The sequence below is a fragment of the Superficieibacter sp. BNK-5 genome (assembly GCF_047456055.1).
Classification (GTDB): Bacteria; Pseudomonadota; Gammaproteobacteria; order Enterobacterales; family Enterobacteriaceae; genus Superficieibacter.
Window position 1 is genome coordinate 1809237 of record NZ_CP179893.1, and the last position, 22827, is coordinate 1832063.

General features: G+C 54.8%; 19 protein-coding genes. 6 read left to right on the forward strand and 13 right to left on the reverse strand.

Annotation, left to right across the window (positions count from 1 at the left end):
• Window positions 1–98: 98 nt before the first annotated feature.
• The 6 genes from ACMGGS_RS08625 to tsgA form a co-directional block, all read right to left on the reverse strand.
• Window positions 99–5654, reverse strand: a complete 5556-nt coding sequence (locus ACMGGS_RS08625) for an autotransporter adhesin BigA (protein ID WP_414165778.1) — start codon at window positions 5652–5654, stop codon at window positions 99–101.
• 316 nt (window positions 5655–5970) lie between these two features.
• A complete protein-coding gene (gene cysG, locus ACMGGS_RS08630) occupies window positions 5971–7344 on the reverse strand; it encodes a siroheme synthase CysG (RefSeq protein WP_414165779.1) in 1374 nt (457 codons plus the stop codon).
• A gap of 13 nt (window positions 7345–7357) precedes the next feature.
• Window positions 7358–8164 carry a nitrite transporter NirC gene (gene nirC / locus ACMGGS_RS08635; protein WP_414165780.1) on the reverse strand — a complete coding sequence of 269 codons (807 nt, stop codon included), beginning with the start codon at window positions 8162–8164 and terminating at the stop codon, window positions 7358–7360.
• 70 nt (window positions 8165–8234) lie between these two features.
• Complete coding sequence (nirD, locus tag ACMGGS_RS08640) at window positions 8235–8561, reverse strand: nitrite reductase small subunit NirD (protein WP_414165781.1); 327 nt, start codon at window positions 8559–8561, stop codon at window positions 8235–8237.
• Complete coding sequence (gene nirB, locus ACMGGS_RS08645; protein ID WP_414165782.1) at window positions 8558–11101, reverse strand: nitrite reductase large subunit NirB; 2544 nt, start codon at window positions 11099–11101, stop codon at window positions 8558–8560. The genes nirD and nirB overlap by 4 nt, the downstream gene beginning before the upstream one ends.
• 282 nt (window positions 11102–11383) lie before the next feature.
• A complete protein-coding gene (gene tsgA / locus ACMGGS_RS08650; protein ID WP_414165783.1) occupies window positions 11384–12565 on the reverse strand; it encodes an MFS transporter TsgA in 1182 nt (393 codons plus the stop codon).
• 278 nt (window positions 12566–12843) lie between these two features.
• Between tsgA and ppiA the strand changes: the two genes are divergently transcribed.
• The 3 genes from ppiA to ACMGGS_RS08665 all read left to right on the forward strand — a co-directional run bounded on the left by ppiA (window position 12844) and on the right by ACMGGS_RS08665 (window position 14282).
• Entirely contained in the window at window positions 12844–13416 is a 573-nt protein-coding gene (gene ppiA / locus ACMGGS_RS08655) for a peptidylprolyl isomerase A (RefSeq protein ID WP_176916764.1), read from the forward strand.
• Between the two features lie 106 nt (window positions 13417–13522).
• On the forward strand, window positions 13523–13690 hold the full coding sequence (locus ACMGGS_RS08660) for a YhfG family protein (RefSeq protein ID WP_414165784.1): 168 nt from the start codon (window positions 13523–13525) through the stop codon (window positions 13688–13690).
• Window positions 13680–14282, forward strand: coding sequence for a putative adenosine monophosphate-protein transferase Fic (locus ACMGGS_RS08665; protein WP_414165785.1), 603 nt, complete (start codon window positions 13680–13682; stop codon window positions 14280–14282). The genes ACMGGS_RS08660 and ACMGGS_RS08665 overlap by 11 nt, the downstream gene beginning before the upstream one ends.
• 52 nt (window positions 14283–14334) lie before the next feature.
• Here the strand turns inward: ACMGGS_RS08665 and ACMGGS_RS08670 are convergent, their stop codons facing one another.
• Both ACMGGS_RS08670 and ACMGGS_RS08675 read right to left on the reverse strand, forming a co-directional pair.
• The gene (locus ACMGGS_RS08670; protein WP_414165786.1) at window positions 14335–14658 is read right to left on the reverse strand and encodes a helix-turn-helix domain-containing protein; all 324 of its coding nucleotides are present in this window, start codon (window positions 14656–14658) and stop codon (window positions 14335–14337) included.
• Complete coding sequence (locus tag ACMGGS_RS08675; RefSeq protein WP_414165787.1) at window positions 14642–15001, reverse strand: type II toxin-antitoxin system RelE/ParE family toxin; 360 nt, start codon at window positions 14999–15001, stop codon at window positions 14642–14644. Before ACMGGS_RS08675 ends, ACMGGS_RS08670 begins: the two co-directional genes overlap by 17 nt.
• A 154-nt stretch (window positions 15002–15155) precedes the next feature.
• Between ACMGGS_RS08675 and pabA the strand changes: the two genes are divergently transcribed.
• The gene (pabA, locus tag ACMGGS_RS08680; RefSeq protein WP_414165788.1) at window positions 15156–15719 is read left to right on the forward strand and encodes an aminodeoxychorismate synthase component 2; all 564 of its coding nucleotides are present in this window, start codon (window positions 15156–15158) and stop codon (window positions 15717–15719) included.
• Window positions 15720–15806: 87 nt separating this feature from the next.
• Complete coding sequence (gene argD / locus ACMGGS_RS08685) at window positions 15807–17027, forward strand: bifunctional acetylornithine/succinyldiaminopimelate transaminase (RefSeq protein ID WP_414165789.1); 1221 nt, start codon at window positions 15807–15809, stop codon at window positions 17025–17027.
• Here argD and ACMGGS_RS08690 read toward each other — a convergent pair.
• Window positions 17017–19104, reverse strand: coding sequence for a YccS/YhfK family putative transporter (locus tag ACMGGS_RS08690; protein ID WP_414165790.1), 2088 nt, complete (start codon window positions 19102–19104; stop codon window positions 17017–17019). The two genes, argD and ACMGGS_RS08690, sit on opposite strands and share 11 nt — an antisense overlap.
• A 44-nt stretch (window positions 19105–19148) precedes the next feature.
• Complete coding sequence (crp, locus tag ACMGGS_RS08695; protein WP_103677200.1) at window positions 19149–19781, reverse strand: cAMP-activated global transcriptional regulator CRP; 633 nt, start codon at window positions 19779–19781, stop codon at window positions 19149–19151.
• Between the two features lie 307 nt (window positions 19782–20088).
• On the opposite strand from crp, the gene ACMGGS_RS08700 reads away from it, so the two are divergent.
• Window positions 20089–20493 carry an OsmC family protein gene (locus ACMGGS_RS08700; RefSeq protein ID WP_176916758.1) on the forward strand — a complete coding sequence of 135 codons (405 nt, stop codon included), beginning with the start codon at window positions 20089–20091 and terminating at the stop codon, window positions 20491–20493.
• Window positions 20494–20689: 196 nt separating this feature from the next.
• Here the strand turns inward: ACMGGS_RS08700 and ACMGGS_RS08705 are convergent, their stop codons facing one another.
• The 3 genes from ACMGGS_RS08705 to ACMGGS_RS08715 are packed head-to-tail and all read right to left on the reverse strand — an operon-like array spanning window position 20690 to window position 22822.
• Window positions 20690–21559 carry a phosphoribulokinase gene (locus tag ACMGGS_RS08705; protein ID WP_194207333.1) on the reverse strand — a complete coding sequence of 290 codons (870 nt, stop codon included), beginning with the start codon at window positions 21557–21559 and terminating at the stop codon, window positions 20690–20692.
• Window positions 21560–21585: 26 nt separating this feature from the next.
• The gene (locus tag ACMGGS_RS08710) at window positions 21586–21804 is read right to left on the reverse strand and encodes a YheU family protein (RefSeq protein ID WP_176916756.1); all 219 of its coding nucleotides are present in this window, start codon (window positions 21802–21804) and stop codon (window positions 21586–21588) included.
• Window position 21805: 1 nt separating this feature from the next.
• On the reverse strand, window positions 21806–22822 hold the full coding sequence (locus ACMGGS_RS08715) for a hydrolase (RefSeq protein WP_414165791.1): 1017 nt from the start codon (window positions 22820–22822) through the stop codon (window positions 21806–21808).
• Between the last annotated feature and the right edge of the window lie 5 nt (window positions 22823–22827).

Genomic DNA, 22827 nt, shown 5'->3' on the forward strand with positions numbered 1-22827 from the left:
CTGCCAGTGAATTATGGTTAACGGTGAAATATCAGTGAAGATAGAGTCAATGGCCCGGAGAGTAATACTATCTCTGCCGGGCCAGGGTGATTATTTAATTAACGGAATGTTTTCTTAACGTTCAGCATAAAGCCTTTATCGCTGATGCCGTCCTCTTTCCACTGATAGGCATCCAGATGAAGCGCGCTGTCGTTGCTACCGTACTTCACGCCAACCGTTGCCAGGCTGTTCACGCCGCCACCTTTCTGACCGTCATCCACGCTGAACGACTGGCCCGCCGCGCCCTGTAGCGAAGCGGTGCGCTGGCTCTTGCTGTAGCTCAGGTTCGGACCGCCTTCCAGCGTCATATTGGCGCTCCAGCCGTCTTTGCCTGCGTAGTCCAGCTTCAGGCCGACGATGGAGTCCACGGCCGTTTCGTTGCCGCTGTTCATCGACAGGTTGAAGTCACCGCCGCTGCGCTCTTTGTAGCCATCCTCCATGGTGTGACGCAGTTTAACGCCTGCATACGGCGTGATTTTCAGCGCCTCGTCCATCAGCGTGAAGGTCTTCGCCCCCTCGCTGCGGAATTCCATATACTGCTGACGCGCATCGGAATCCGCCACCTTGCTGACGTCGCCATAGGAGACGGAGCGGCTGCTGTCGAGGTTGTGAACGTCATAGCGCAGGGCATTGTTCCAGCGCATGCCGTTGTCGAATGCCATGCTGTGCTTCAGGCCGAAGAACTGGCTGTAGCCGCCGGTAACGCCGTTGTCGCCCGCTTTCTGCGAGCCGTCGCCGTCCAGACGGGCGATACCGTACTCCAGCGTCAGATCCTGGCTGGAGGTTAAGTCCAGCTTCTGGCGCAGCGCCAGCATGTCGTACTGGGTATCGTTGCCCAGCTCGGCGCGCGGGTCGCCTTTCGCTACGACGTTGAAGGCCAGTCCATCTTTCACCTGCGGCGCGGCATCGGCCAGCATGTTAAAGCGGTTGCTTAACACGCGGGCCTCGCGGAACACGGTGGTAGCCTGACTGCCGCTAACCTGCTTCAGCGCGCTGTTCAGTTCAGCGGTAGTACCGACGTTGAGGCTGGTGAACAGCTCGTTGTTGGTATAGCTCGCGTCGAGCGCTTTGGCTATCTCATTGACGGAACCGTCGGTTGCCACGTCCACATAAGCGTTCTTAGTCATAGTAACGTCAACGTTGCCGTCACTGTCGGTGCGGCCCTGCGCGTTCCAGACCACGGAAGTGGACTGAATAGCACCGGCGTCGGACAGATTGCTGCCTTCAACCACGTTGTCGAAGGTGACGGTGGTATCGGCGGTGCCCGCGGTAAAGCCGGTGTTGATGCCGACGCCGTCCATGCTGGCGTTGCTGACGTGCAGCTTACCGGCGCTGCCGTCGGCGCTGGTGCCGACCACGTAACCGCTCAGGTCGAAAGATCCTGAAGAGGAACCGCCTGCTGTAGAACTGTCGGTATTGGCGATTCCAGCGTTCGGATCGATCGTCGGTTCATCTGGCGCGGTAAAATCGATGTAGTGCACTTCCGTACCGTCGCCGTTTTCGCCGCTGCCTTCAATGCTTTTACCGTCCTGCTTGATAAAGCCGGAGCCGGTTACGCTGTCGTCGATATAGACCGTACCGTTGTTAACGATATGACCGTTGCTGCCCAACTGGCTGAAGGCATAGGAGTTGCTGGCGTAGATATTAATCGCGCCGTTGTTCTCGATCACCGCATCGGCTTTGGCGTCAGACTCCAGCTGCATCCCGATCATATTGATCTGGTCAGTGCCTTTGGTCCCCACGTTGATGGTGCCGTTGTTGACCATCTTCGCGCTGCCGTGCGCCGACATCGCCACATTGCCGGTTTTATCAATGTTGATGGTGCCGTCGTTAATGGCTTTACTGCCGCCGTTGTTGTTGGAGGTGGTGATCTGGCCGTTAATCACGCCGGTGGAGCCGTTATACAGCGTGTGACCGTTCCCGCCCGTGGCAATGTCGGCGTCGCTGTTGACGGTTCCCCAGTTGTTGAACGCTCCGGCCCATAACCCTTTATCTATCAGGGTCATGGTGCCGCCAGCCAGGTTATTAAGCGTACCACCTTTATCTACCGAGCCGTTTTTAATGACTCCGGCGTTGTTAACGGTGGCCGCCGCGCTGAAGGTGAGCTTATCCACCTCGCCGCCTGCGTTGTTGTTCAGCACGGCGCTGCCGGATGAGCCTGTCCAGGCGGTGACCATGCCAGAGTTGTTCATGGTGCTGGCCCACTGCTCAACCGAGGCCATCGAGCCGCTGTTATTGATGATGGAACCCGCTACCGTTGTCCCCGTTTTTCCTGTGACGGTGCCGGTATTGTTGAATACGCCGCCATCCACCGAGACGGTGCCCGTGGTGCCATCGTTGGTATAGCGTCCGCCCTTATCAATGTTGACCGTGCTGATACTGCCGGTGGATTCGTTGGTCAAATCACCATAATTTTTAATGATGACGCTGCCGCCGCTAACCGTACCGGCGTTAGTGACATGAACGGTGTCCGTCGCCAGCGGATCGGTGATAAGTGCTTCTCCGGTTCGGGTTTCACCCTCCGCCGTAATGACAGCGCCATCTTTAAACGCGTTAGAGACGCTGCTGTCCGTGGGATTATAGGTTTCGCTGTCCTGACAGTCGCCCTGAATGCAGATGGTGCCATAGTTAACAACGAAGCTATTCTGGTCGGCATAGAACGGCTTACCGAAGCCGGCGTTGATATTAATCGTACCGCTGGCGTCGTTAATCACCGTGCCCTTATTGAGCGCCACCATACCCACTAGCTGGTTTTCATCGCTTTGCATAACGCCTTGGTCCGCAGTCAGCGTGATGGTGCCCTGATTAATGGCAGTACCACCGTTGAGCGCCATCATGCCAAACCCGGCATTGTTAACCGTTATGGTACCTGTATTAGTGATAGTGGCATCGCCGTTGTTATCCGTTGACCCGGCGACCATCCCCGCACTGGTTGCATACAGTTGGGTCGGAGACCAGTAGGCGGAGCTGATAACATTCCCTTCGTCATCCAGCGTCGGGATGAAACCATCCAGATAAATATCACCAGCGTTCAGGCCCGTTCCCTTGCTGGCGCTAATGCCATAAACACCGGCCCCCTGCAAATGGATGGTGGCATCTTTCTCATTGATCACGCTGCCGTAATTGGTCGCCAGCATGGCGTAGAAGGTGTGGGTGACCCATACATCCGGATATATGACGAAGCCATTTCCCGACTGTGGTTTCTGGTTAGAGATAACGGTGATATCGCCGTCGGCATTGTTGTGAACGACGGAGTTCTTTCCACTGGCGTGGGTAATTGCGGCCCGATCTTCGACGTTCCCGCCGCTCGTGGCGTAGACGAGAATATTGCCGCTGTTGCCGGCCTGTGCGCCATTGCTGGTGAGGATAATGCTGCTGACGCCGTGGCTGGTAATATCAGCGTTACTCTCGATGGTCGATCCCTCGCCATCTGCCACCAGCAAGGCGTTGTTAACATAATAAACGTTGCCAAGATAATCGACGTTAATATCAACCTCGGCGTCGTCGGTAAGTAACAGAGAGCCGCCGTTACTGACTCTGGCCAGCGTGACCTTACTACCCATAATCGTTGTCGTATCCAGCGAGGATTTGCCGCTGAGCGTGACGGTACTGTCGCCATTGATATTTATACCGGTAACGCTGATATTTTTATCCCAATCAATTTGCGAGTAATCAACATTAATACCACCTGAGATATCCACAGTATTGCCGTCGCCGCTGACGTCGACACCGATAGTATCCAGATGCTCAGCATTGATGTTAGACGCATCATCAATATGGATATTCAGCGTGCCGTCCAGGTTTACGCTGTTATTGCTACCGCTGACGGTAATACCCCGTAACGACTCAGTTACCTCGTCCTTAAACAGAGCATCCTGTGCAAAATCGCCATTAATATTCACGTTGCCAATAACGGTTGTGGTATTGGCATCGCCGGAAACGTTCACACCGGTTGCACCCCGGAAGATACCATCGCTATCCTGAGCGGCGGTGACGTTGATATCACCTTCCAGCTTAACTTGCGACGCGGTGCCGCTAATCAGGGTGCCGGTACCGTTGAGGCTGACATCAATACTGCCTTTGTTGTCAAAGGTATTTTGCTGGCCTGCGACGACAAAACCGATGGAGTCATCGTTGCGAACCGTGGCGTCACCGTTATTGATGAGGCTACCGTTCTGACCATTGGTAATAATACCCATCGCGCCGTTCGTGACCAGCAGGTCGCCGTTCTGCGTCAGCCGTGCGTTATCGCCGTCAATGTAGACAACGGTGGAGCCTTTGCCGTCCACGTTGACATCACCCATATTCAGCATACGGGCGCCGTCGCCCTTAATGTGGGTGCCCGTCGCGCCATCAAGAATGGTTTGCTCACCGGCGTTCACCACATAGGCATCGTCGCCTTCAATATACAGGCCCGTGGAACCAGCACCGCTTGTCGTTGATGTCCCGCTGTTATCCACGCTGGCGTTATCACCGTAAATGATCGCCCCGGTGGCCCCATCGGAAACGTTCAGTTCACCCTGGTTTTTGAGATGCGCGTAATTGCCGATAATCACAGAGCCGGTAGAACCTTCCCCGCTAATGTTAGACGTACCTTTGTTATCGACTCTGACGCGATCGCCATCGATAATCGACCCGGTGCCGCCGCCGGTGACGTTGAGGTCGCCGGTGAAATTCGTCACGGTGTTATCGCCGGAGATCAGCGCGCCGATAGCGTTGTCTACCGTGGTATGGCCGGTGATGGTGTTCACGGTGGTATCGCCGGTGATCACCATGCCGACTGCACCGTTGGTGACGTTCGCGTCCCCGGTCAGGGTGTTTTCGGTACTGTTGCCGGAAATAATCACCCCGGTTTTATTTTCCCCACTGACGACGATCCCACGATCGGCGTCGTGTTTTTCACCATCGCCGGTGACAACCTGCGTCTGGTCGTCGGCCAGAATCAGATATCCCTGACTGTCATATTTCCAGTACAGACCGCTGTCGCCCTGGGTGCCTTCGATCACTGCGGCATTAGCATCGGTAACGTGCCAGCCGGAGACGTTCAGCGTTTTGCCGTCCTTAGTGGTGAGCTGCCATTGATCGTCCTGCTCTGAATAGCTGAGCGTGGCTTCGCCGATATGTTTGCCGTTATCCAGCTTGATGTCGTCGAAATACAGCGTTTTCTCACCTTTATTGAGCGTGACGCCGTTACTGTAGTGAATAACGGTATTGTCAGGCTCCGGATCGGGCGTTGGGTCTGGCGCAGGGTCAGGTGCCGGGTCCGGGTCAGGCGTTGGGGCCGGAGACGGATCTGGAGTTGGGTCAGGATCGGGAGCCGGAGCAGGTGCATTGTCGTCGTGATGCGAGTTGCCATCGTGATCGTTTACGCCTATTGCCATACCCGTGGCCAGCGCCGCCACGCCGCCAGCAACCCACGCCCATTTATGATCGTCCTGTGCGGCAACTGCCGCCAGGCATTCTTCAGGGAGTTTGTCGCGCTCTGCTTGTGATAAGGAGGAAATATTGACAGGACATTTTTTGTCTTCATCGTTATTTTCGGTGGCCATCGCCGGGTAATAATAGGTTTGCAGCGCAATGGCTATACCGACCGCCAGTAGCGTTTTCCTTTGCATAGTATCTTCCTTCTTAATTAAGGGGTAGGTACGAAGAGGATTTACAGAATGGTAATGGCTAATAAGTTTATAATGTTGTCGCGCCATTCCCAATGCCTGTCAATACATTAAGCGGTTGAGTAATATTTATTTCGATGATATATGGCGAACAAAAAATACAATGTTGAACGCTGTACTGGCGATTTCAGCGCGGGAATGGTTTTAAACTTATTTTTCTGGTAAATAAATTAAGGAGGGATAAAAGACGATGTTAGATAAAATCAGCGTTGGAAATACGCAATAAATAAATGCCATGAATAACATGGCATTATTTTTATCAATGATTTGAAAACCAATTAAGCTTATCGCGCAGCCCAACGACTCGGCCGACAATAATCAGCGAAGGGCTTTCAACCTGTTGCGCCAGCGAGCTTAATTGCGAGAGCACGCCGCTGACCACGCGCTGTTTGATGGCGGTGCCATTCTCGACCAGTGCCACCGGCATATCGGCGGACATGCCGAATTTTATCAGGTTTTCCTGGATATTTGATGCCTGACTGAGTCCCATATAAAAGACCAGCGTCTGCTTTTCTGCCGCCAGGTTTTTCCAGTCCAGTTCACTGTCAGTTTTCAGATGCCCGGTAACCAGCCGCACGCTTTGTGCGTAATCGCGATGGGTCAGCGGAATGCCAGCATAAGCTGAGCAACCGGAAGCGGCGGTAATGCCCGGTACCACGGAGAACGGAATATTGGCCTGGCACAGCGTTTCCAGTTCCTCGCCACCGCGCCCGAAGATAAACGGATCGCCGCCTTTAAGACGCACCACACGTTTGCCTTTTTGCGCCTCGCGCAGCAGGATCTGGTTAATCTCTTCCTGTGGCACGCAGTGGTAGCCTGCACGCTTGCCGACGAAGACCCGATCCGCGTCGCGGCGTACCAGATTCATGATTTCGTCAGACACCAGCCTGTCATAGACTACGATATCCGCCTGCTGGATCTGTTGTAATCCCTTCAGCGTTAATAGCCCCGGATCGCCAGGACCTGCGCCCACCAGCACCACTTCACCGCGATGATCCAGCGGCTCGTTCAGTAGTTGCTCGGTTGTTGTCTCAATGGCCTGCCGATCCTGATTCGCCAGCGACTGTGCCAGCCGATCGTTAACAAACAGCTTTTCCCAGAAGCGACGACGTTCGCTCATGGTGGCGTACTGCTTTTTCACCCGCGCACGCAGTTGCCCGGCGTATTGTGCTACCTGACCCAGATGCTGCGGTAACAGGGATTCCAGCTTCTCGCGCAGCAGGCGTGCCAGTACCGGCGAGGTGCCGCCGGAGGAAACTGCCACCATGAGCGGCGAGCGATCGATGATCGACGGCATAATAAAGCTGGCCTGCTTCGGCGCATCTACCACGTTACAGAAGATGCGCCGCGCCTCAGCGGCGTCGCTGACCCGCTGGTTAACCTCAGCATCATCGGTGGCGGCAATCACCAGCCAGCTCTCATCCAGCAGCGATTCGGCAAATTCGCCCTCCGTCAGGGTGAGCATGCCCGCTTTTTCCCACACAGCAAACTGCGGCACAAAAGCGAGTGCATTAACGGTAAGCCGTGCGCCCGCTTCCAGCAGCAGTCGCGCTTTACGTTCAGCGACGTCGCCGCCACCAACGAGCAGGCAGGCGCGGTCGCGTAACTGACAAAAAATGGGCAAATGATCCACGGCGGTTCCTTATTTACTGGCTAACGGTTGCTTGCGTGGCTGACGTAGCGGGAGCTGGACGTTCGGCGCGCGGCGTAGCATACCAGTAACCTAAGCCCATAAACACTGCTCCGGAGAAGGTATTGCCAAGCGTTACCCACAGCAGATTATGACCGATACCTGCCAGTGTGTAGGCGTCACTGTGGTGACCGAACCAGGACAGCGCGAACAGCGTCATATTGGCCACCGAGTGCTCGTAACCAGAAGCGATAAAGGCCAGCAGACACCACCAGATAGCAAGGAATTTCGCCGCGCCTTCGGTACGAATTGCCATCCAGATCGCGAGGCAAACCAGCCAGTTGCACAGCGCGCCTTTAAAGAACAGCACCGAAGCCGGCGCGGCGGTTTTTGCCAGCGCGACGGTATGCACCAGGCTGGTGTCAACCGGGAGAAGGCTGCCGCCACCCCAGTGGTAAAGCAGGGCGACGAAGACCGAACCAATTAAGTTGCCAAGCCAGGTTTGCGGCAGAATTGCCCACATCTGGCGCTGGCTGATGGTGCCTGCTTTGACGCCAAGCGTCAGGAACATCGTGTGGCCCGTGAAAAGCTCGGATCCGGCAATAATGACCAGCGTTAAGGCGATGCCAAACGTCGCGCCCATCACCAGCGGACGCACCGCAGGGTCGAGCAGGTTGCCGAGAGTAAAAATAAGGATGATCCCCAGCCCTACATAAGCGCCCGCCATGGCGGAACTTATCCAGAAGCCAAAAGGATTATTGCTATTGAGGCGTGCGATGCGCGCAGCGTTGGCCGCACACTTATTAATCGTGTCGGTAAACATATTGATTATCCCAAAGATGAAAAAATGAAAAAAGAGTAAATACCCTCTCCGTGAGGAGAGGGGAAAAGCATTAAAGCCGAATCTGAACCGCGCCTTCTTTTACGCGCGTATCGAAGTGTTTTACCGAATGACTTTCGTCTTCCAGGCACAGCCCGTCGCGCAGCCGGAAGCGCTGTTTTTTCAGCGGACTTGCCACCCACAGCTCCTGCTGGTGTTCGGCAATCAGACCGCGTGACAGCACGCTGGCGTTAAAAAACGGATCGATGTTGCTGATAGCAAACACCTGGTCATCAGCTCGCGGACGAAAAATGGCGACCTGTTCCGATCCGGCTAATGCACAGACGCCGGTTGCCGGGATGATGTCATCAAGTTTGCAGATAGTGTGCCACTGGCTCATGCGGTTTCCTCCACCAGAGTGACCGGAATACGCTCATACGGCGTAGCCGGGCGATGCTGTGCGCGTTCCGGGACGACCTGAACATTCGGGTCGCGCTGGTCGCTGTTGATAAAGTGTTTAAAGCGAACCTGCGCCGCAGGGGTATTGACGGTTTCGGTCCATTCGCAAATTACCGCGTCACGCAGGCGAGCCATCTCCGCTTCAAGCTGCATATTAATGCCAAGTTTGTCGTTGATGATGACGCTGCGCACGTAGTCGATGCCGCCTTCCAGACTCTCCAGCCAGGAGGCAGTACGGGTCAGCTTGTCGGCGGTGCGGATGTAGAACATCATGAAACGGTCGAGATAGTGCAGCAGCGTGTCGCGATCGAGATCCGCCGCCAGCAGGTCCGCATGGCGCGGTTTCATCCCGCCGTTACCGCAGACGTACAGGTTCCAGCCTTTTTCGGTGGCGATGATACCCACGTCTTTACCCTGGGCTTCCGCACATTCACGGGTACAGCCGGAAACGCCGAATTTCATTTTGTGCGGGGTACGGATGCCTTTGTAGCGGTTTTCCAGCTCGACGCCGAAGCCGACGCTGTCGCCGACGCCGTAACGGCACCAGGTGCTGCCGACGCAGGTTTTCGCCATGCGCAGGGCTTTGGCATAGGCGTGTCCGGTTTCGAAGCCCGCCTCTATCAATTGACGCCAGATTTCCGGCAGGTCGTCTTTCTGCGCGCCAAACAGGCCGATACGCTGGGAGCCGGTGATTTTGGTGTACAGGTTGAATTCGCGGGCGATGCGGCCCACTTCCATCAGCCCTTCCGGCGTGATTTCGCCGCCAGCAGAGCGCGGGATCACCGAATAGGTACCGTCTTTCTGGATATTGGCGAGGAAGTTATCGTTAGTATCCTGTAATGACGTGTGCTCCGGTTGCAGAATATAGTCGTTCCAGCACGAGGCCAGCAGCGAGCCGACGGTCGGTTTACAGACTTCGCAGCCGTAGCCTTTGCCGTATTTTTTCAGCAGTTCGTCGAAGGATTTGATCCCCTCAACGCGGATCAGGTGGTACAGCTCCTGGCGGGAGAAGGCAAAGTGTTCACACAGGTTGTGGTTCACTTCGATACCCTGTTTCGCCAGTTCTGCGTTCAGCACCTGAGTCACCAGCGGAATACAGCCGCCGCAGCCGGTACCAGCTTTGGTTTCCGCTTTCAGCGCGGCCACGGTATGACAGCCTTTATTAATGGCCGAAATCAGCATGCCTTTGGTGACGTCAAAGCAGGAGCAAATTTGCGCACTATCCGGCAGTTTATCAACGCCAATGGACGGTTTGCCACCTGCCGCGTGAGCAGGGAGGATCAGCGCATCCGGGTTTTCCGGCAGTTCAATGGCGTTCAGCACCAGTTGCAGCAGGTTGCCGAAATCGCTGGTATCGCCGACCAGTACCGCGCCGAGCAGCGTTTTGTTATCCGGGCTGACGATGAGGCGTTTGTAGACCTCTCTGCTTTCATCGAGGTAAACGTAGCTGCGCGCGCCCGGCGTGCGGCCATGCGCGTCGCCGATACCGCCCACGTCCACGCCCAGCAGTTTCAGCTTGGCGCTGAGGTCGGCCCCTTCAAAGATGTTCGGCGTGCCGAGGATATGATCAACCGCCACCTGTGCCATTTTGTAGCCCGGCGCGACCAGACCGTAAACCCGGTTGGTCCAGCTGGCGCATTCGCCGATGGCGTAAATATCCGGGTCAGAGGTCTGGCAGGTATCGTTAATGATAATACCGCCGCGCTGCGCGACGGCCAGGCCACACTGGGTAGCTAATTTGTCGCGTGGACGGATACCGGTGGAGAAAACGATGAAATCGACTTCCAGATCGCTGCCGTCGGCGAAGCGCATGGTTTTGCGCGCTTCAACGCCTTCCTGGACGATCTCTTTGGTGTTTTTGCTGGTGTGGACGCGCACGCCCATGCTTTCGATTTTACGGCGCAACTGCTCGCCGCCCATCTGGTCCAGTTGTTCCGCCATCAGCATTGGCGCGAATTCAATCACGTGGGTTTCCACGCCGAGGTTTTTCAGTGCGCCCGCGGCTTCCAGACCGAGCAGGCCGCCGCCAACCACCGCGCCGCGTTTGCTGCGACGCGCGCAGGCTTCAATCGCATTGAGGTCTTCAATAGTGCGGTAAACAAAGCAGTCCTGGGTCTCAGAGCCTTTAATCGGCGGGATCCACGGATAGGAGCCGGTCGCCATAATCAGCTTGTCATAAAAGACGGTACGCCCGGCGCTGGAGTGAATGACTTTCTCCTGGCGGTTGATGGTGATCGCACGTTCGCCAATCAGCACCTTGATGCCATGTTTTTCATAAAAGCCTTCGCGTACCAGCGAAAGTTCTTCAGCGGTATGATGTGAAAAATAAGATGACAGGTGGACGCGGTCGTAGGCGATGCGGGGTTCTTCACAGAACACGGTAATATCGAACTGGTCCGCCGGGGCTTTATCAAGGAGATCCTCAACAAAGCGATGGCCAACCATGCCGTTACCGATAATTGCGAGTCTGACTTTGCTCATTTTTGCCTCGATTTCTATTCTAATACGTCTACCTTAACGATTCAGCAACGGCACTTATTGATGTAGATCAAATGCGCCTTTTACTACTACTTAATGGGTAGATAACTGATTTGTCAGGATTTTTATAAGTGGCGGATAATGCTGGCTTTTCTTTTTTGATTAATTTGCAGGCAAATTGTGAGGTTTTTAAGCAATAGCAAATACTCCCTAAGTTAACAGGAAGTACACATTTGGAGGGGGGAAAATGAAACCCCTTTTCAGAACGAAAAGGGGTGGGAAAGATTAGTGCGAAGTTGCCACGCTATGCTGACGATGGCGAGTGACGAAACCCAGTGCCAGACACATCACGAACACCACAGCATAAAGACCGTTTGCGGTCAAAAGCGCTGCTTGTGGGCCGCTGTGCGCCACGATAGGGCCGGTCACGATAAAGGTCAGCATGGTGCCAATGGTCCCGCAGGTCAGAATAAAGTTAACCAGCTTCGGCGACGGCAATTTAGTTTGCTGCGATCCGAGGGTAATGATGGTGGTGTAGATGGCGCTGGAGAAGAAACCAAGCGTCAGAATAAACCACGGCATATGCTCCGGCTGGGCCTTGATGAAGAAATACATCAGTACCGTCGCTACCCCGGCCAGCACGGTCAGAATGCGTTGCAGGTCGAAGAAGCGCAGAACAAAACTGAATACCCACATACCGACCATGTATGACATCCAGAAATCGCTGACCAGCTTACTGCCATCGTTGAGGTTCATTCCGAGGGCTTTCGCATATTCCGGCACCCAGGAAATGAAACCTAACTGGCCAAGGATGTAGCACAGCGCTGCGATGGACAAAAACAGAACACCGATGCCCCATTTTTCCCGCGTAACCGGCTGGTTCTCTTTCGGCGCATGTTTACCCAGCGCCGGGAATTCACAGCCGAAGGTCAGGATGAAAATCGCCACGTACACCAGGCCGATGCAGGCATACACCCAGTACCATTCGATGCTACGCGCCAGCAGGTAAGCGGCGACCATCGGGAAAATCATCCCTGCCATGCTGAAGAAGGAGTCGGTAAACAGCAGGCGCGAACCGCGCTGACGGCCTTCATACATCTGCGTAACGAGGAAAGTACCAATCGACATGGTAATCCCGCTCACCAGCCCCAGCACAAACATGGCGGCAGAGAAGAGGGCAAGACTATGGCTGAGCATGAGTCCGGCAACCGCCAGCACCATCAGCACGAAGCCAAAGCGCAGCTGCGTTTTCAGCGGCACGATTTCCATCAGCCACGCATTCAGGAAGATAGAAATCAGGATCCCTGCGTTAAGAAAAGTGAAGGTGTTACTCATGCTGGAAACGGGCAGGTGAAAATAGTTGGCGATATCGCCCATCACCACTCCGGTGACAATCACCAGTGCACCGGTAAGTGCATAGGAGAAAAAGCTTATCCATGTGAGCTTGATTCGGTTGCTGTTAGTCATGTCTGGCCTGTGAATAGATATGTAAAGCGCGTTGACTTTGCGCCGGGCGGATAGATTTTATGCAATCAAGTGACGCATTTAAATCTTTATTACAAAAAGTTTGCACGTTTACATTCGTTATCGTGATGTTAATCACATTATGTTATCCGGCGTAACACTGTTAAGGCAGTTACAACTGTTTCAGCATCGTAAAATTAAGTAAAAGGCTGGCCTGGGGGGGAAAGCCTCTTTAGAATCAAGCCACTTGCTTTCGTTGCTGCCCCCGTTAAGGAAATCACATGCTCAAAACCACTCTGGCTGCGGTTGTTACCGTTTTCACACTCTCAGCACTTTCTCCGGCAGCGCTCGCTGCAAAAGGCGACCCGCACGTCCTGTTAACGACCTCGGCGGGCAATATTGAGCTGGAGCTGGATAGCCAGAAAGCGCCGGTTTCGGTCAAAAACTTTCTTGATTACGTCAATAGCGGCTTCTATAACAACACCACCTTTCACCGCGTGATCCCAGGCTTTATGGTGCAGGGCGGCGGCTTTAATGAGCAGATGCAGCAAAAGCAGCCGAATCCGCCGATTAAAAACGAAGCGGACAACGGCTTACGTAATACCCGCGGCACCGTTGCGATGGCACGTACTGCCGACAAAGACAGCGCCACCAGCCAGTTTTTCATCAACGTTGCGGATAACGCCTTCCTCGATCATGGCCAGCGCGACTTCGGTTACGCCGTTTTTGCCAAAGTCGTGAAAGGTATGGACGTTGCCGATAAAATTTCCCAGGTGCCTACGCACGATGTCGGTCCTTACCAGAACGTACCGTCAAAACCGATTGTGATCCTGTCCGCGAAAGTGCTGCCGTAACCGTTTCCGACGCGGATCGCCCGATCCGCGTCATTCTGCTTCCCTGCGTAACCTGAAAATGATGCTTATACTTGAGGCACATAAGGGCACAATCAGGGAGGTCAGCATGAAAAAGCTCACTGACAAACAAAAAACCCGTCTCTGGGAACAACGGCGTAATGAAAATTTCCAGGCCAGCCGCCGGCTTGAGGGCGTCGATATTCCTTTGCAGTCGTTGACAGGGGAAGAGGCACAGGCGCGCCTTGAGGAACTCAGGAGGCACTATGAGCGATAAATACGGTGACGGGCGCGACCCTTATCTCTATCCTGGCATAAACGTGCTGCGTAACCGGCTCGGCATTCGTCAGGATAAACGGCTGGAACAGGCGGCATATGAGTTGACCGCGTTGCGGGCGGCCACTATTGATCTGGGGCCGCAGGTTCGGGGACTGCCGCATCTGTGCGCCATTCACCGCCATCTCTATCAGGATGTTTTCGACTGGGCCGGACAATTGCGGGAAATCGACATTTACAAGGACGACACGCGTTTTTGTAATTTCCAGTATATCGAAAACGAAGGCAATGCCCTGATGCAGGCGCTGGAAGAGGAAGAGTATCTGGCGGGGCTGGAGAAAAGTGAATTTATCGCCCGTCTGGCGCACTACTACTGCGAGATTAACGTCCTGCATCCTTTCCGCCTTGGTAACGGTCTGGCGCAGCGTATCTTCTTCGAACAACTGGCGATCCACGCGGGCTATGTGCTTGACTGGCGCGATATTGACGTCGAAGCCTGGCGGCAGGCCAACCAGAGCGGTGCTATGGGCGATCTCGCGCCGCTGGAAGCGATTTTCGCCGACGTGGTGAGCGAGGCGGGTGAACCGGCATAACGGCCATTAAGACTCCGCACGGATCGGCGATATCCGCGGCCGTGCGGGGGAGTTAAGCTAAAATGTCGAGACCGTACTTTTGTACTATCGAAAGCAGTTTTAATGATAAACCGCTGGGGCGTTTCAGGCCACTTTCCCATTTCTGAACGGTAGATACACTGGTGTTCAGGTAACAGGCAAATACAGGCTGGCTGATGTTAAACTGTTCGCGTAACGCTTTTATTTCAACCGGTTGAAGCTCATTTACGTTCGTAAGACAGGCTTTATCGAAGTTCCGCATCGTTTCTTGCGGGATAACATTAGCGTTAAACAGTCCTGACGCGGCGCTATGGATAGCTTCAAAGGCAGGGCTTTTAAATTTATTTTTTGCAGTCATGGCAGATCTCCACGAGTTCTTTTCTTTTCACTAATGTAATGATATTTGCCTCTGTCAGGCTGGCATAATGTTTAGCAAGCTCCCTAAATGCGGCCAGTTCATGATTATCTATATTTGCCATATCTTGTTTGGCATATAGATAAGTATAAAACCAGTGCTCACCTCCCTTCGCCAGGATAATCGCACGATCGCGATTTTGATTAAGGCGTTTTTTATATACCCCACCGCCCAGATCGTCGACTTTCCCCTCTGTGACTGTAGTAATGGCCTGACATAAGTCGCTGTCTTTGATCGCATGCGCTTTAGCTGTCCTGGCAAACCATTTTGTTTTAAACGTACGCATAAGGCTGGCATCCTGCACCTGGTAGTATAGCACTTGGTGCTACACTACATCGCATGTTTTTTTATTTCTAATGCAATTATGCTCTGCCTTGTAGCGTGGCGCTTTATCAGCAATTTGTTACCATACCTGCCTTACTCCACTCGTGTATCACACTATGCTGCTCATCATCGACAACTACGACTCTTTTACCTGGAACCTGTTTCAGTACTTCAGTGAACTGGGGGCTGAGGTGCTGGTGCGCCGCAATGACGAGCTGACGCTGGCAGAACTTGCCGCGCTTAATCCGCACAAGATTGTCATTTCCCCCGGTCCCTGTACGCCGGATGAAGCGGGTATTTCGCTGGAAACGATCCGTCGCTATGCGGGCAGATTGCCTATTCTTGGCGTCTGCCTCGGGCATCAGGCCATCGCCCAGGCATTTGGGGCGACCATTGTGCGGGCGGCAAACGTCATGCACGGCAAAACCTCGCCGATCACCCACAACGGCAGCGGTGTATTTCGTGGGCTAAACAATCCGCTGACCGTGACGCGCTATCATTCGCTGGTGATCGATCCGCCGACGCTGCCGGCATGTTTCGAGGTGACTGCCTGGAGTGACACGCAGGAGATTATGGGCATCCGGCATCGGGAGTGGGATCTGGAAGGCGTACAGTTTCATCCGGAGAGTATTCTCAGCGAGCAGGGGCATCAGCTGCTGGCTAATTTCCTGCATCGCTGATTTATAGTTGCCATCGAGTGATTTTTTATGCATATTTTGTGATTATAATATCACATTCATTTCTGTATGAAGAAGGGTGGGCATGACATGGCAACTGAACAACCGGCAATAACGCGCGCAACGTTTGATGAAGTGATCCTGCCGATTTATGCACCGGCGGAATTTATACCGGTCAAAGGTCAGGGCAGCCGGGTGTGGGATCAGCAGGGTAAAGAGTACGTTGATTTCGCGGGTGGGATTGCGGTGACCGCGCTTGGACATTGTCACCCGGTGCTGGTGGAAGCGCTGAAAACCCAGGGCGAGACGCTGTGGCACACCAGTAATGTATTTACCAACGAGCCTGCGCTGCGCCTGGGACGTAAGATTGTCGATGCCACCTTTGCCGAGCGCGTGGTGTTTATGAACTCTGGCACCGAAGCTAACGAGACCGCCTTTAAGCTGGCCCGTCATTATGCCTGCGTGCGTCATAGCCCTTTTAAAACCAAAATCATTGCTTTCCACAATGCCTTCCACGGACGCTCGCTGTTTACCGTTTCCGTTGGCGGACAGCCGAAATACTCTGACGGCTTTGGACCAAAACCGGCAGATATTATTCACGTGCCGTTTAACGATCTGCATGCGGTAAAAGCGGTGATGGACGATCACACCTGCGCCGTGGTCGTTGAGCCAATCCAGGGCGAGGGCGGCGTGACGGCAGCGACGCCGGAATTCCTGCAAGGTCTGCGCGACCTGTGCGATCAACATCAGGCACTACTGGTGTTTGATGAAGTACAGTGCGGGATGGGCCGTACCGGCGATCTGTTTGCCTATATGCACTATGGCGTGACGCCGGATATCCTCACCAGCGCTAAAGCACTCGGCGGCGGTTTTCCGATTAGCGCGATGCTGACTACCCACGAGATTGCCAGCGCCTTCCACGCCGGATCGCACGGTTCGACCTACGGCGGCAACCCGCTGGCCTGCGCCGTGGCGGGCGCGGCGTTTGATATTATCAATACGCCGGAGGTGCTGAACGGTATCGCGACAAAACGTCAGCGGTTCGTTGAACATCTTGAGCAGATTAACGAGAAATACGCGCTATTCAGCGATATTCGCGGGATGGGGTTATTGATCGGTGCTGAGCTGAAGCCGCAATTTAAAGGCCGGGCGCGGGATTTGCTGTACGCTGCCGCAGACGAAGGCGTGATGGTACTTAACGCTGGTCCTGACGTCATGCGCTTCGCCCCGTCGCTGGTGGTGGAGGAGGCCGATATTGACGAAGGGATGCAACGTTTTGCGCAGGCGGTGGGACACATCGTTAACGCTTAACGCCGCTGGACGCTCTGTTGAGCCAAATCCCGTGATGCGGGCGCTGACGCCATGCGACTGAAGAGATAGTATGCATGGTGTTCAGATGCCCGAGTATGCGCTCAAGATGGCGCTCCATGGTGCTTAATGGCCCTTGTGGTGCGCCCTCCGGTGCTTCCAGAATATTTACACTCCCCGCGCTTCCCGACCCTTCCGAATCAAGACGCTGCTGGCAGCGCTGAATGGCAATTTCGCAGGATTGCAGATAACGCTCCGCCAGATCCGGCGTCAGCATATTATGCTCGCGTGCCAGGGTGGTCATCGCGTTAATATGCTCGACGATAAACTGGCTGTGGGTAACCCAGAGCTTCATATCAGCCAGGTACTGCGTATTAAAACCCGGTTCCTGCATCGCCTGGTTCAATGAGTTGAATAGAGTGTTATGCGCCTGATTTACCCGCATCCGCTGATACGCGAGGGTGGGGGCCTGCGGATCGTTGCTTAAAATCAGACGCAGCGCTTCCTGATCCGCTTCCAGCGCACCGTGGGCATTCTGCCGTAGCAGGCCGCTTTGCCACTGTGGCCACAGCCAGACCATCCCCCCGAAGGCGATCAGGCAGCCCAGCGCGGTGTCGATCATCCGCGGCAAAATAAACTGTTCGCCGTTAAGGTTGATAAGCTGGAGGGTATATACGGCGGTGACGGTAAAACCAATCATCGCCCAGCCGTAATTTTTCCGCAGGATCAAATAGCTGATAATCGTAATGCCCAGCATCGCGCACAGCGTAAAACCATCCGGCACCTTAAAGTGCAGGGTCGCGCCCGCAATCACCAGCCCGACCAGCGTGCCCAGCGTCCGGTGCAGGATCCGCACCCGCGTCGCACCATAGCCGTTTTGCGTCACGAACATAATGGTCATTAAGATCCAGTAAGGCTTGGGCAGGTGCAGCACGCTTCCTGCCAGGCTGGCGATGCTGAGCATCACGCTGAGGCGGGCCGACGTGCGCAGCGCGGGAGACTTCAGTGATAAATAGTTTTTGAGTGCCGACCACAAGGGCAGACGACGCTGGCGGTCAGCCATCAAATCGCGCGGATAAAGCGGACGCAGCGTTTTCAGCACGCGGGCGATGCGGCTGAAATGCCATGCGCAAAACTGGCCGACGGGATTATCCGGATTCTGCCGGGCGATCTTCTCCAGCGCGCCAATCTGCTTCTCCATGTTGAAGCGCCCGGAATAGTGGTGATAGAGAATATCGTCGGCCATCACGCGCAGGCGAGCGGCCACGGTTTGCGCATTCCAGCGGATCACCGCTTCCGCGTGGCTTTGCTCCACCAGCTTTTGCACCTCTTCCGGCTGGTGGAGGCTGACGGAGATATGCTCCTGCAAATCCAGCGCCATCTGGAACATCCAGCGCAGCCGTTTGTAATTGTGATGTTTCTTTTCCGACAGCATATACAACTGCTGATAGCACTGGGTGATGAGATCCACCGTCTTTTGCTGACGCGCCAGCAGTGGCGGCAGCGCTTTTTCCGGATCGGCGTGCTGGGTCAGCAGGCTGTATTTGGCCTCGCAGTAGTCCGCCAGCTGACGGTAAAGCAGGCTTAGCGATTCGCGCAACGGCTGTTCGCGCCATAGCCAGAACCAGAACCAGTTGAAAAGGCCATACCAGAGCGTGCCTGTGGCATACAAGAGCATCGGCTCCCATACCGGCACTGAACCGGCCAGGCTGAGAGTAAATATAGCGGCAATTAACGAAGCGGGAAGCAGGCGTGCGTGGAGAGGGCTGATTTCTGCCGTAACGCCGAGTATCAGTGCCAACGCGGTCAGGACCAGCGGTAGCGGCGCATCTTGTGCCAGGAGGATCTGTACGGCCAGGCTACTGCCGGCAAACAGCGAACCGCCAATAATAAGACGTTTAAAAAACCGCTTATGCGGCGTATCAAGACCGGCAATATTGCAGCAGGCGGGAACCAGGGAAAATAACAGACCGTACTGGAGCTGGCCGATAATCAGACCTGTAGCCACGGGCAAACACAACACCAGCGTTTGACGTAGTGCGTAGTTCACTTCCGGGTGATAGATAAGCCTGCGCCACATAGAAGTTTATCGGCGCATTGCAGTGAATGCGCCGGGTGTCGAGCTTAGCGAGTGCCGTAAACGACGATAGTTTTACCGTGCGCGGAGATCAGACTCTGATCTTCCAGCATTTTCAGGATGCGGCCTACCGTTTCACGAGAGCAACCGACGATCTGGCCGATCTCCTGGCGGGTGATTTTGATCTGCATACCGTCCGGGTGGGTCATAGCGTCCGGCTGTTTAGCCAGGTTAAGCAGCGTCTGCGCGATACGACCGGTGACGTCGAGGAAGGCAAGGTTGCCCACTTTTTCAGACGTCACTTGCAAGCGACGCGCCATCTGTGCGGAAAGACGCATCAGGATATCCGGATTCACCTGGATCAACTGACGGAATTTTTTATAGGAAATTTCCGCGACTTCACAGGCGGTTTTTGCACGCACCCAGGCGCTACGTTCCTGGCCCTCTTCGAACAGGCCCAGTTCACCGATAAAATCGCCCTGGTTGAGGTAAGAAAGGATCATCTCTTTCCCTTCCTCATCTTTAATCAGCACTGCCACGGAGCCTTTGACGATGTAATACAGCGTCTCCGCCTTTTCACCCTGGTGAATCAGCGTGCTCTTCGATGGGTACTTATGAATGTGGCAATGAGACAAGAACCATTCGAGAGTCGGGTCTGTTTGTGGTTTGCCAAGCACCATGCGCGGTTATCCTCTGTTATAAGCTATCTCCGGCGGCTAAACGACGTTGCCTCCGGGGTTGCAATCGTTTTCTTCCCTCGGGCGGGAAGCTGACTGTCGGTATGCTCCGCAGCCGTTAATCTGATGTCCTTTGCATCTATGTATGCGCAAAGTCAATATATCACTGTAGCATCCCGTCTGTTTTAGCATAGCTTTTGCCGCCTGTCTCCTGGTGTCTCGCTTCAGCATGACGCAGGTCGCCTTCCGTTGCGAGAATTGTTATGTACGCGTAATCTGTGAAGAAAATGGCGACACTGGAGTGGATGTTATGCAAGCGCGAGTGAAATGGGTAGAGGGGTTAACGTTTCTGGGTGAGTCGGCCTCCGGGCACCAGATTTTGATGGATGGTAACTCCGGTGATAAAGCGCCCAGCCCGATGGAGATGGTGCTGATGGCCGCAGGAGGATGCAGCGCGATTGATGTGGTGTCGATCCTGCAAAAAGGGCGTCAGGCGGTGACAAACTGCGAGGTGAAACTGACGTCTGAACGCCGTGAAGAAGCCCCGCGTTTATTTACCCATATCAATTTGCACTTTATCGTTACCGGCAATGACCTGAAAGATGCGGCGGTAGCCCGGGCAGTCGATCTCTCTGCGGAGAAATATTGTTCAGTGGCGTTGATGCTGGGTAAAGCGGTGAATATTACCCATTCGTATGAGGTGGTTGCAGGGTAGGGTTAACGTCCACCTTGTTATTATGTTGCCCGCGTTTGCGGTATAGCGCGGGCAGCCGCATCGTTGTTATGCCGGGTGGCGGCTTCGCCTTACCCGGCCTACGAAAACCATCAATATCAACACTTTAATCGCAATCCACAGGCCCGCGCAAGCGCAGCGCCGCCGGGCAAAGGGCACGCCGCCAGCCACTCTTTCGCTATTCTATTTTTTTGCCTTCCATCAGCCGTTGCACCAGCGGCAGCATAATCAGTTCCATCGCCAGCCCCATTTTCCCGCCGGGCACCACTAATGTATTGATGTGGGAAATAAACGATCCCTGAAGCATCGCCAGCAGCCACGGGAAATCGATCCCTTCCAGATTGCGAAAATGAATGACGACAAAGCTTTCATCCAGTGACGGGATGCCTTTCGCGGCGAACGGGTTGGAGGTATCGACGGTCGGCACCCGCTGAAAGTTAATATGCGTGCGCGAAAACTGCGGCGTAATGAAGTTGATGTAATCTTCCATTGAGCGCACCACCGAGTCCATCACCGCCTCGCGGGAGTGTCCGCGCTCGCTGGTATCGCGAATTAACTTCTGGATCCATTCGAGGTTAACAATCGGTACTACGCCCACCAGCAAATCGACATGGCGTGCAACATCGTGCTGCGGAGTGACCACGCCGCCGTGCAATCCCTCATAAAACAGGACGTCGGTCGGTTCCGGCAGCGGTTGCCACGGGGTAAACGTGCCCGGCACCTGGTTCCACGGCACGGCTTCGTCATAGGTATGCAGATACTTTCGCGCCTGGCCTGTGCCGGAATGACCATATTCAGTAAACGTATGTTCCAGCAGACCAAAGTCGTTGGCCTCGGGGCCGAAGTAGCTGATATGCCGACCCAGATCGCGCGCCTTGCGGATCGCCATGTCCATTTCCGGGCGGGTATAGCGATGAAAGCTATCCCCTTCAACTTCCGCCGCATGCAGGTTGAGCTGGGAAAAAATCTTACGGAAGGCGAGACTGGTGGTGGTGGTTCCCGCACCGCTGGAACCCGTTACCGCAATCACCGGATGTTTGGCAGACATAGCAACTCCCTGAGTAATCAGTAAATTTAGTCGCGAAACTGCTTGCGAGGCATGATGTTGACCGTCTCATGCAGCTCAGACCACACCAGCACGGCGTCACCCGTTTTAAGCTGATGTTTAACGTCGGCGACTTTTTGCTCGAGCGAACGCTCATGTTCACCATAATCAGTGCCTTCACGCAAGACAAAGCTTTCGATCAGGCTGTCGAGCGTTTCAGGGGCGAGATCCTGCCAGGGAATAATCATATTAGGCTCCGAGGTATGTTGTCAGCCAGTCGGGAATGCGTTTTTCCAGCCACATTTCCGGACGCCGCAGCGTGCCACCCACAAATCCGACGTGCCCGCCATGCTCGGTGAGCTGATACTCTACCTGTGGCGGTAAGGTGTCGGGATCGGGGATAACGTGATGATCCATAAACGGATCGTCTTTAGCATGGATGATCAGCGTCGGTTTGGCGATCTGATTGAGCAACGGCATCGCGCTGCACTGACGATAATAGTCGATAGCGTCGGCAAAACCATGAATACGCGCGGTGATTAAATCATCAAACTCGCGCAGGCGGCGTACCTGCTTTAGCTGGGCCAGTTCAATCGGCAGCGTGCCGGGATACGCCTTCAGTTTCCGGGTCGCATTCCCTTTCAGCAGGTTCAGCAGGTAGCGCTGATAGACGCGGGAAAAGCCTTTCTCCATGTGATAGCTGCACGCTTCCAGCACAAAGGGGGCGGAGACAATCGCTGCCGCGTCAAGCGGTGCGTTACTGCCTTCTTTTGCCAGCAGGCACGCCAGCATGTTGCCCCCCAGCGAGTAACCCACCGCTGCGGTAGGGACATTGCCGAACTCGCGCTTCAGCCAGTGCAAAAACCAGGTGCCGTCCTCGGTTTCTCCCGAATGATAGATACGGTTCAGACGATTTGGCTCACCGCTACAGCCACGGAAATGCATCACCACGCCAAGCCAGCCGCGCGCTTTCGCCGCGTGAATCAGGCCGTGCGCATAGGGGCTATGCAGGCTGCCCTCCAGCCCATGAAAAACCACCAGCCGGGGCTTATGCCTGGCCTGCTGCGGATCTTCGCTCCACGCCAGATCGACGAAATCACCGTCCGGCAGATCGAGACGTTGCCACACCGGCGTGAACTGCACCCGGCGACGCAGCAGGCGCGGCAGCATGGTTTGCAGATGCGGATTGCGCGCCCCCGGCATGGGGTGAAAAGAGTGCATATCGTCTTGTCCGACGAGCGGTTGTTCAGATGAAATTTGAGCCATGACAG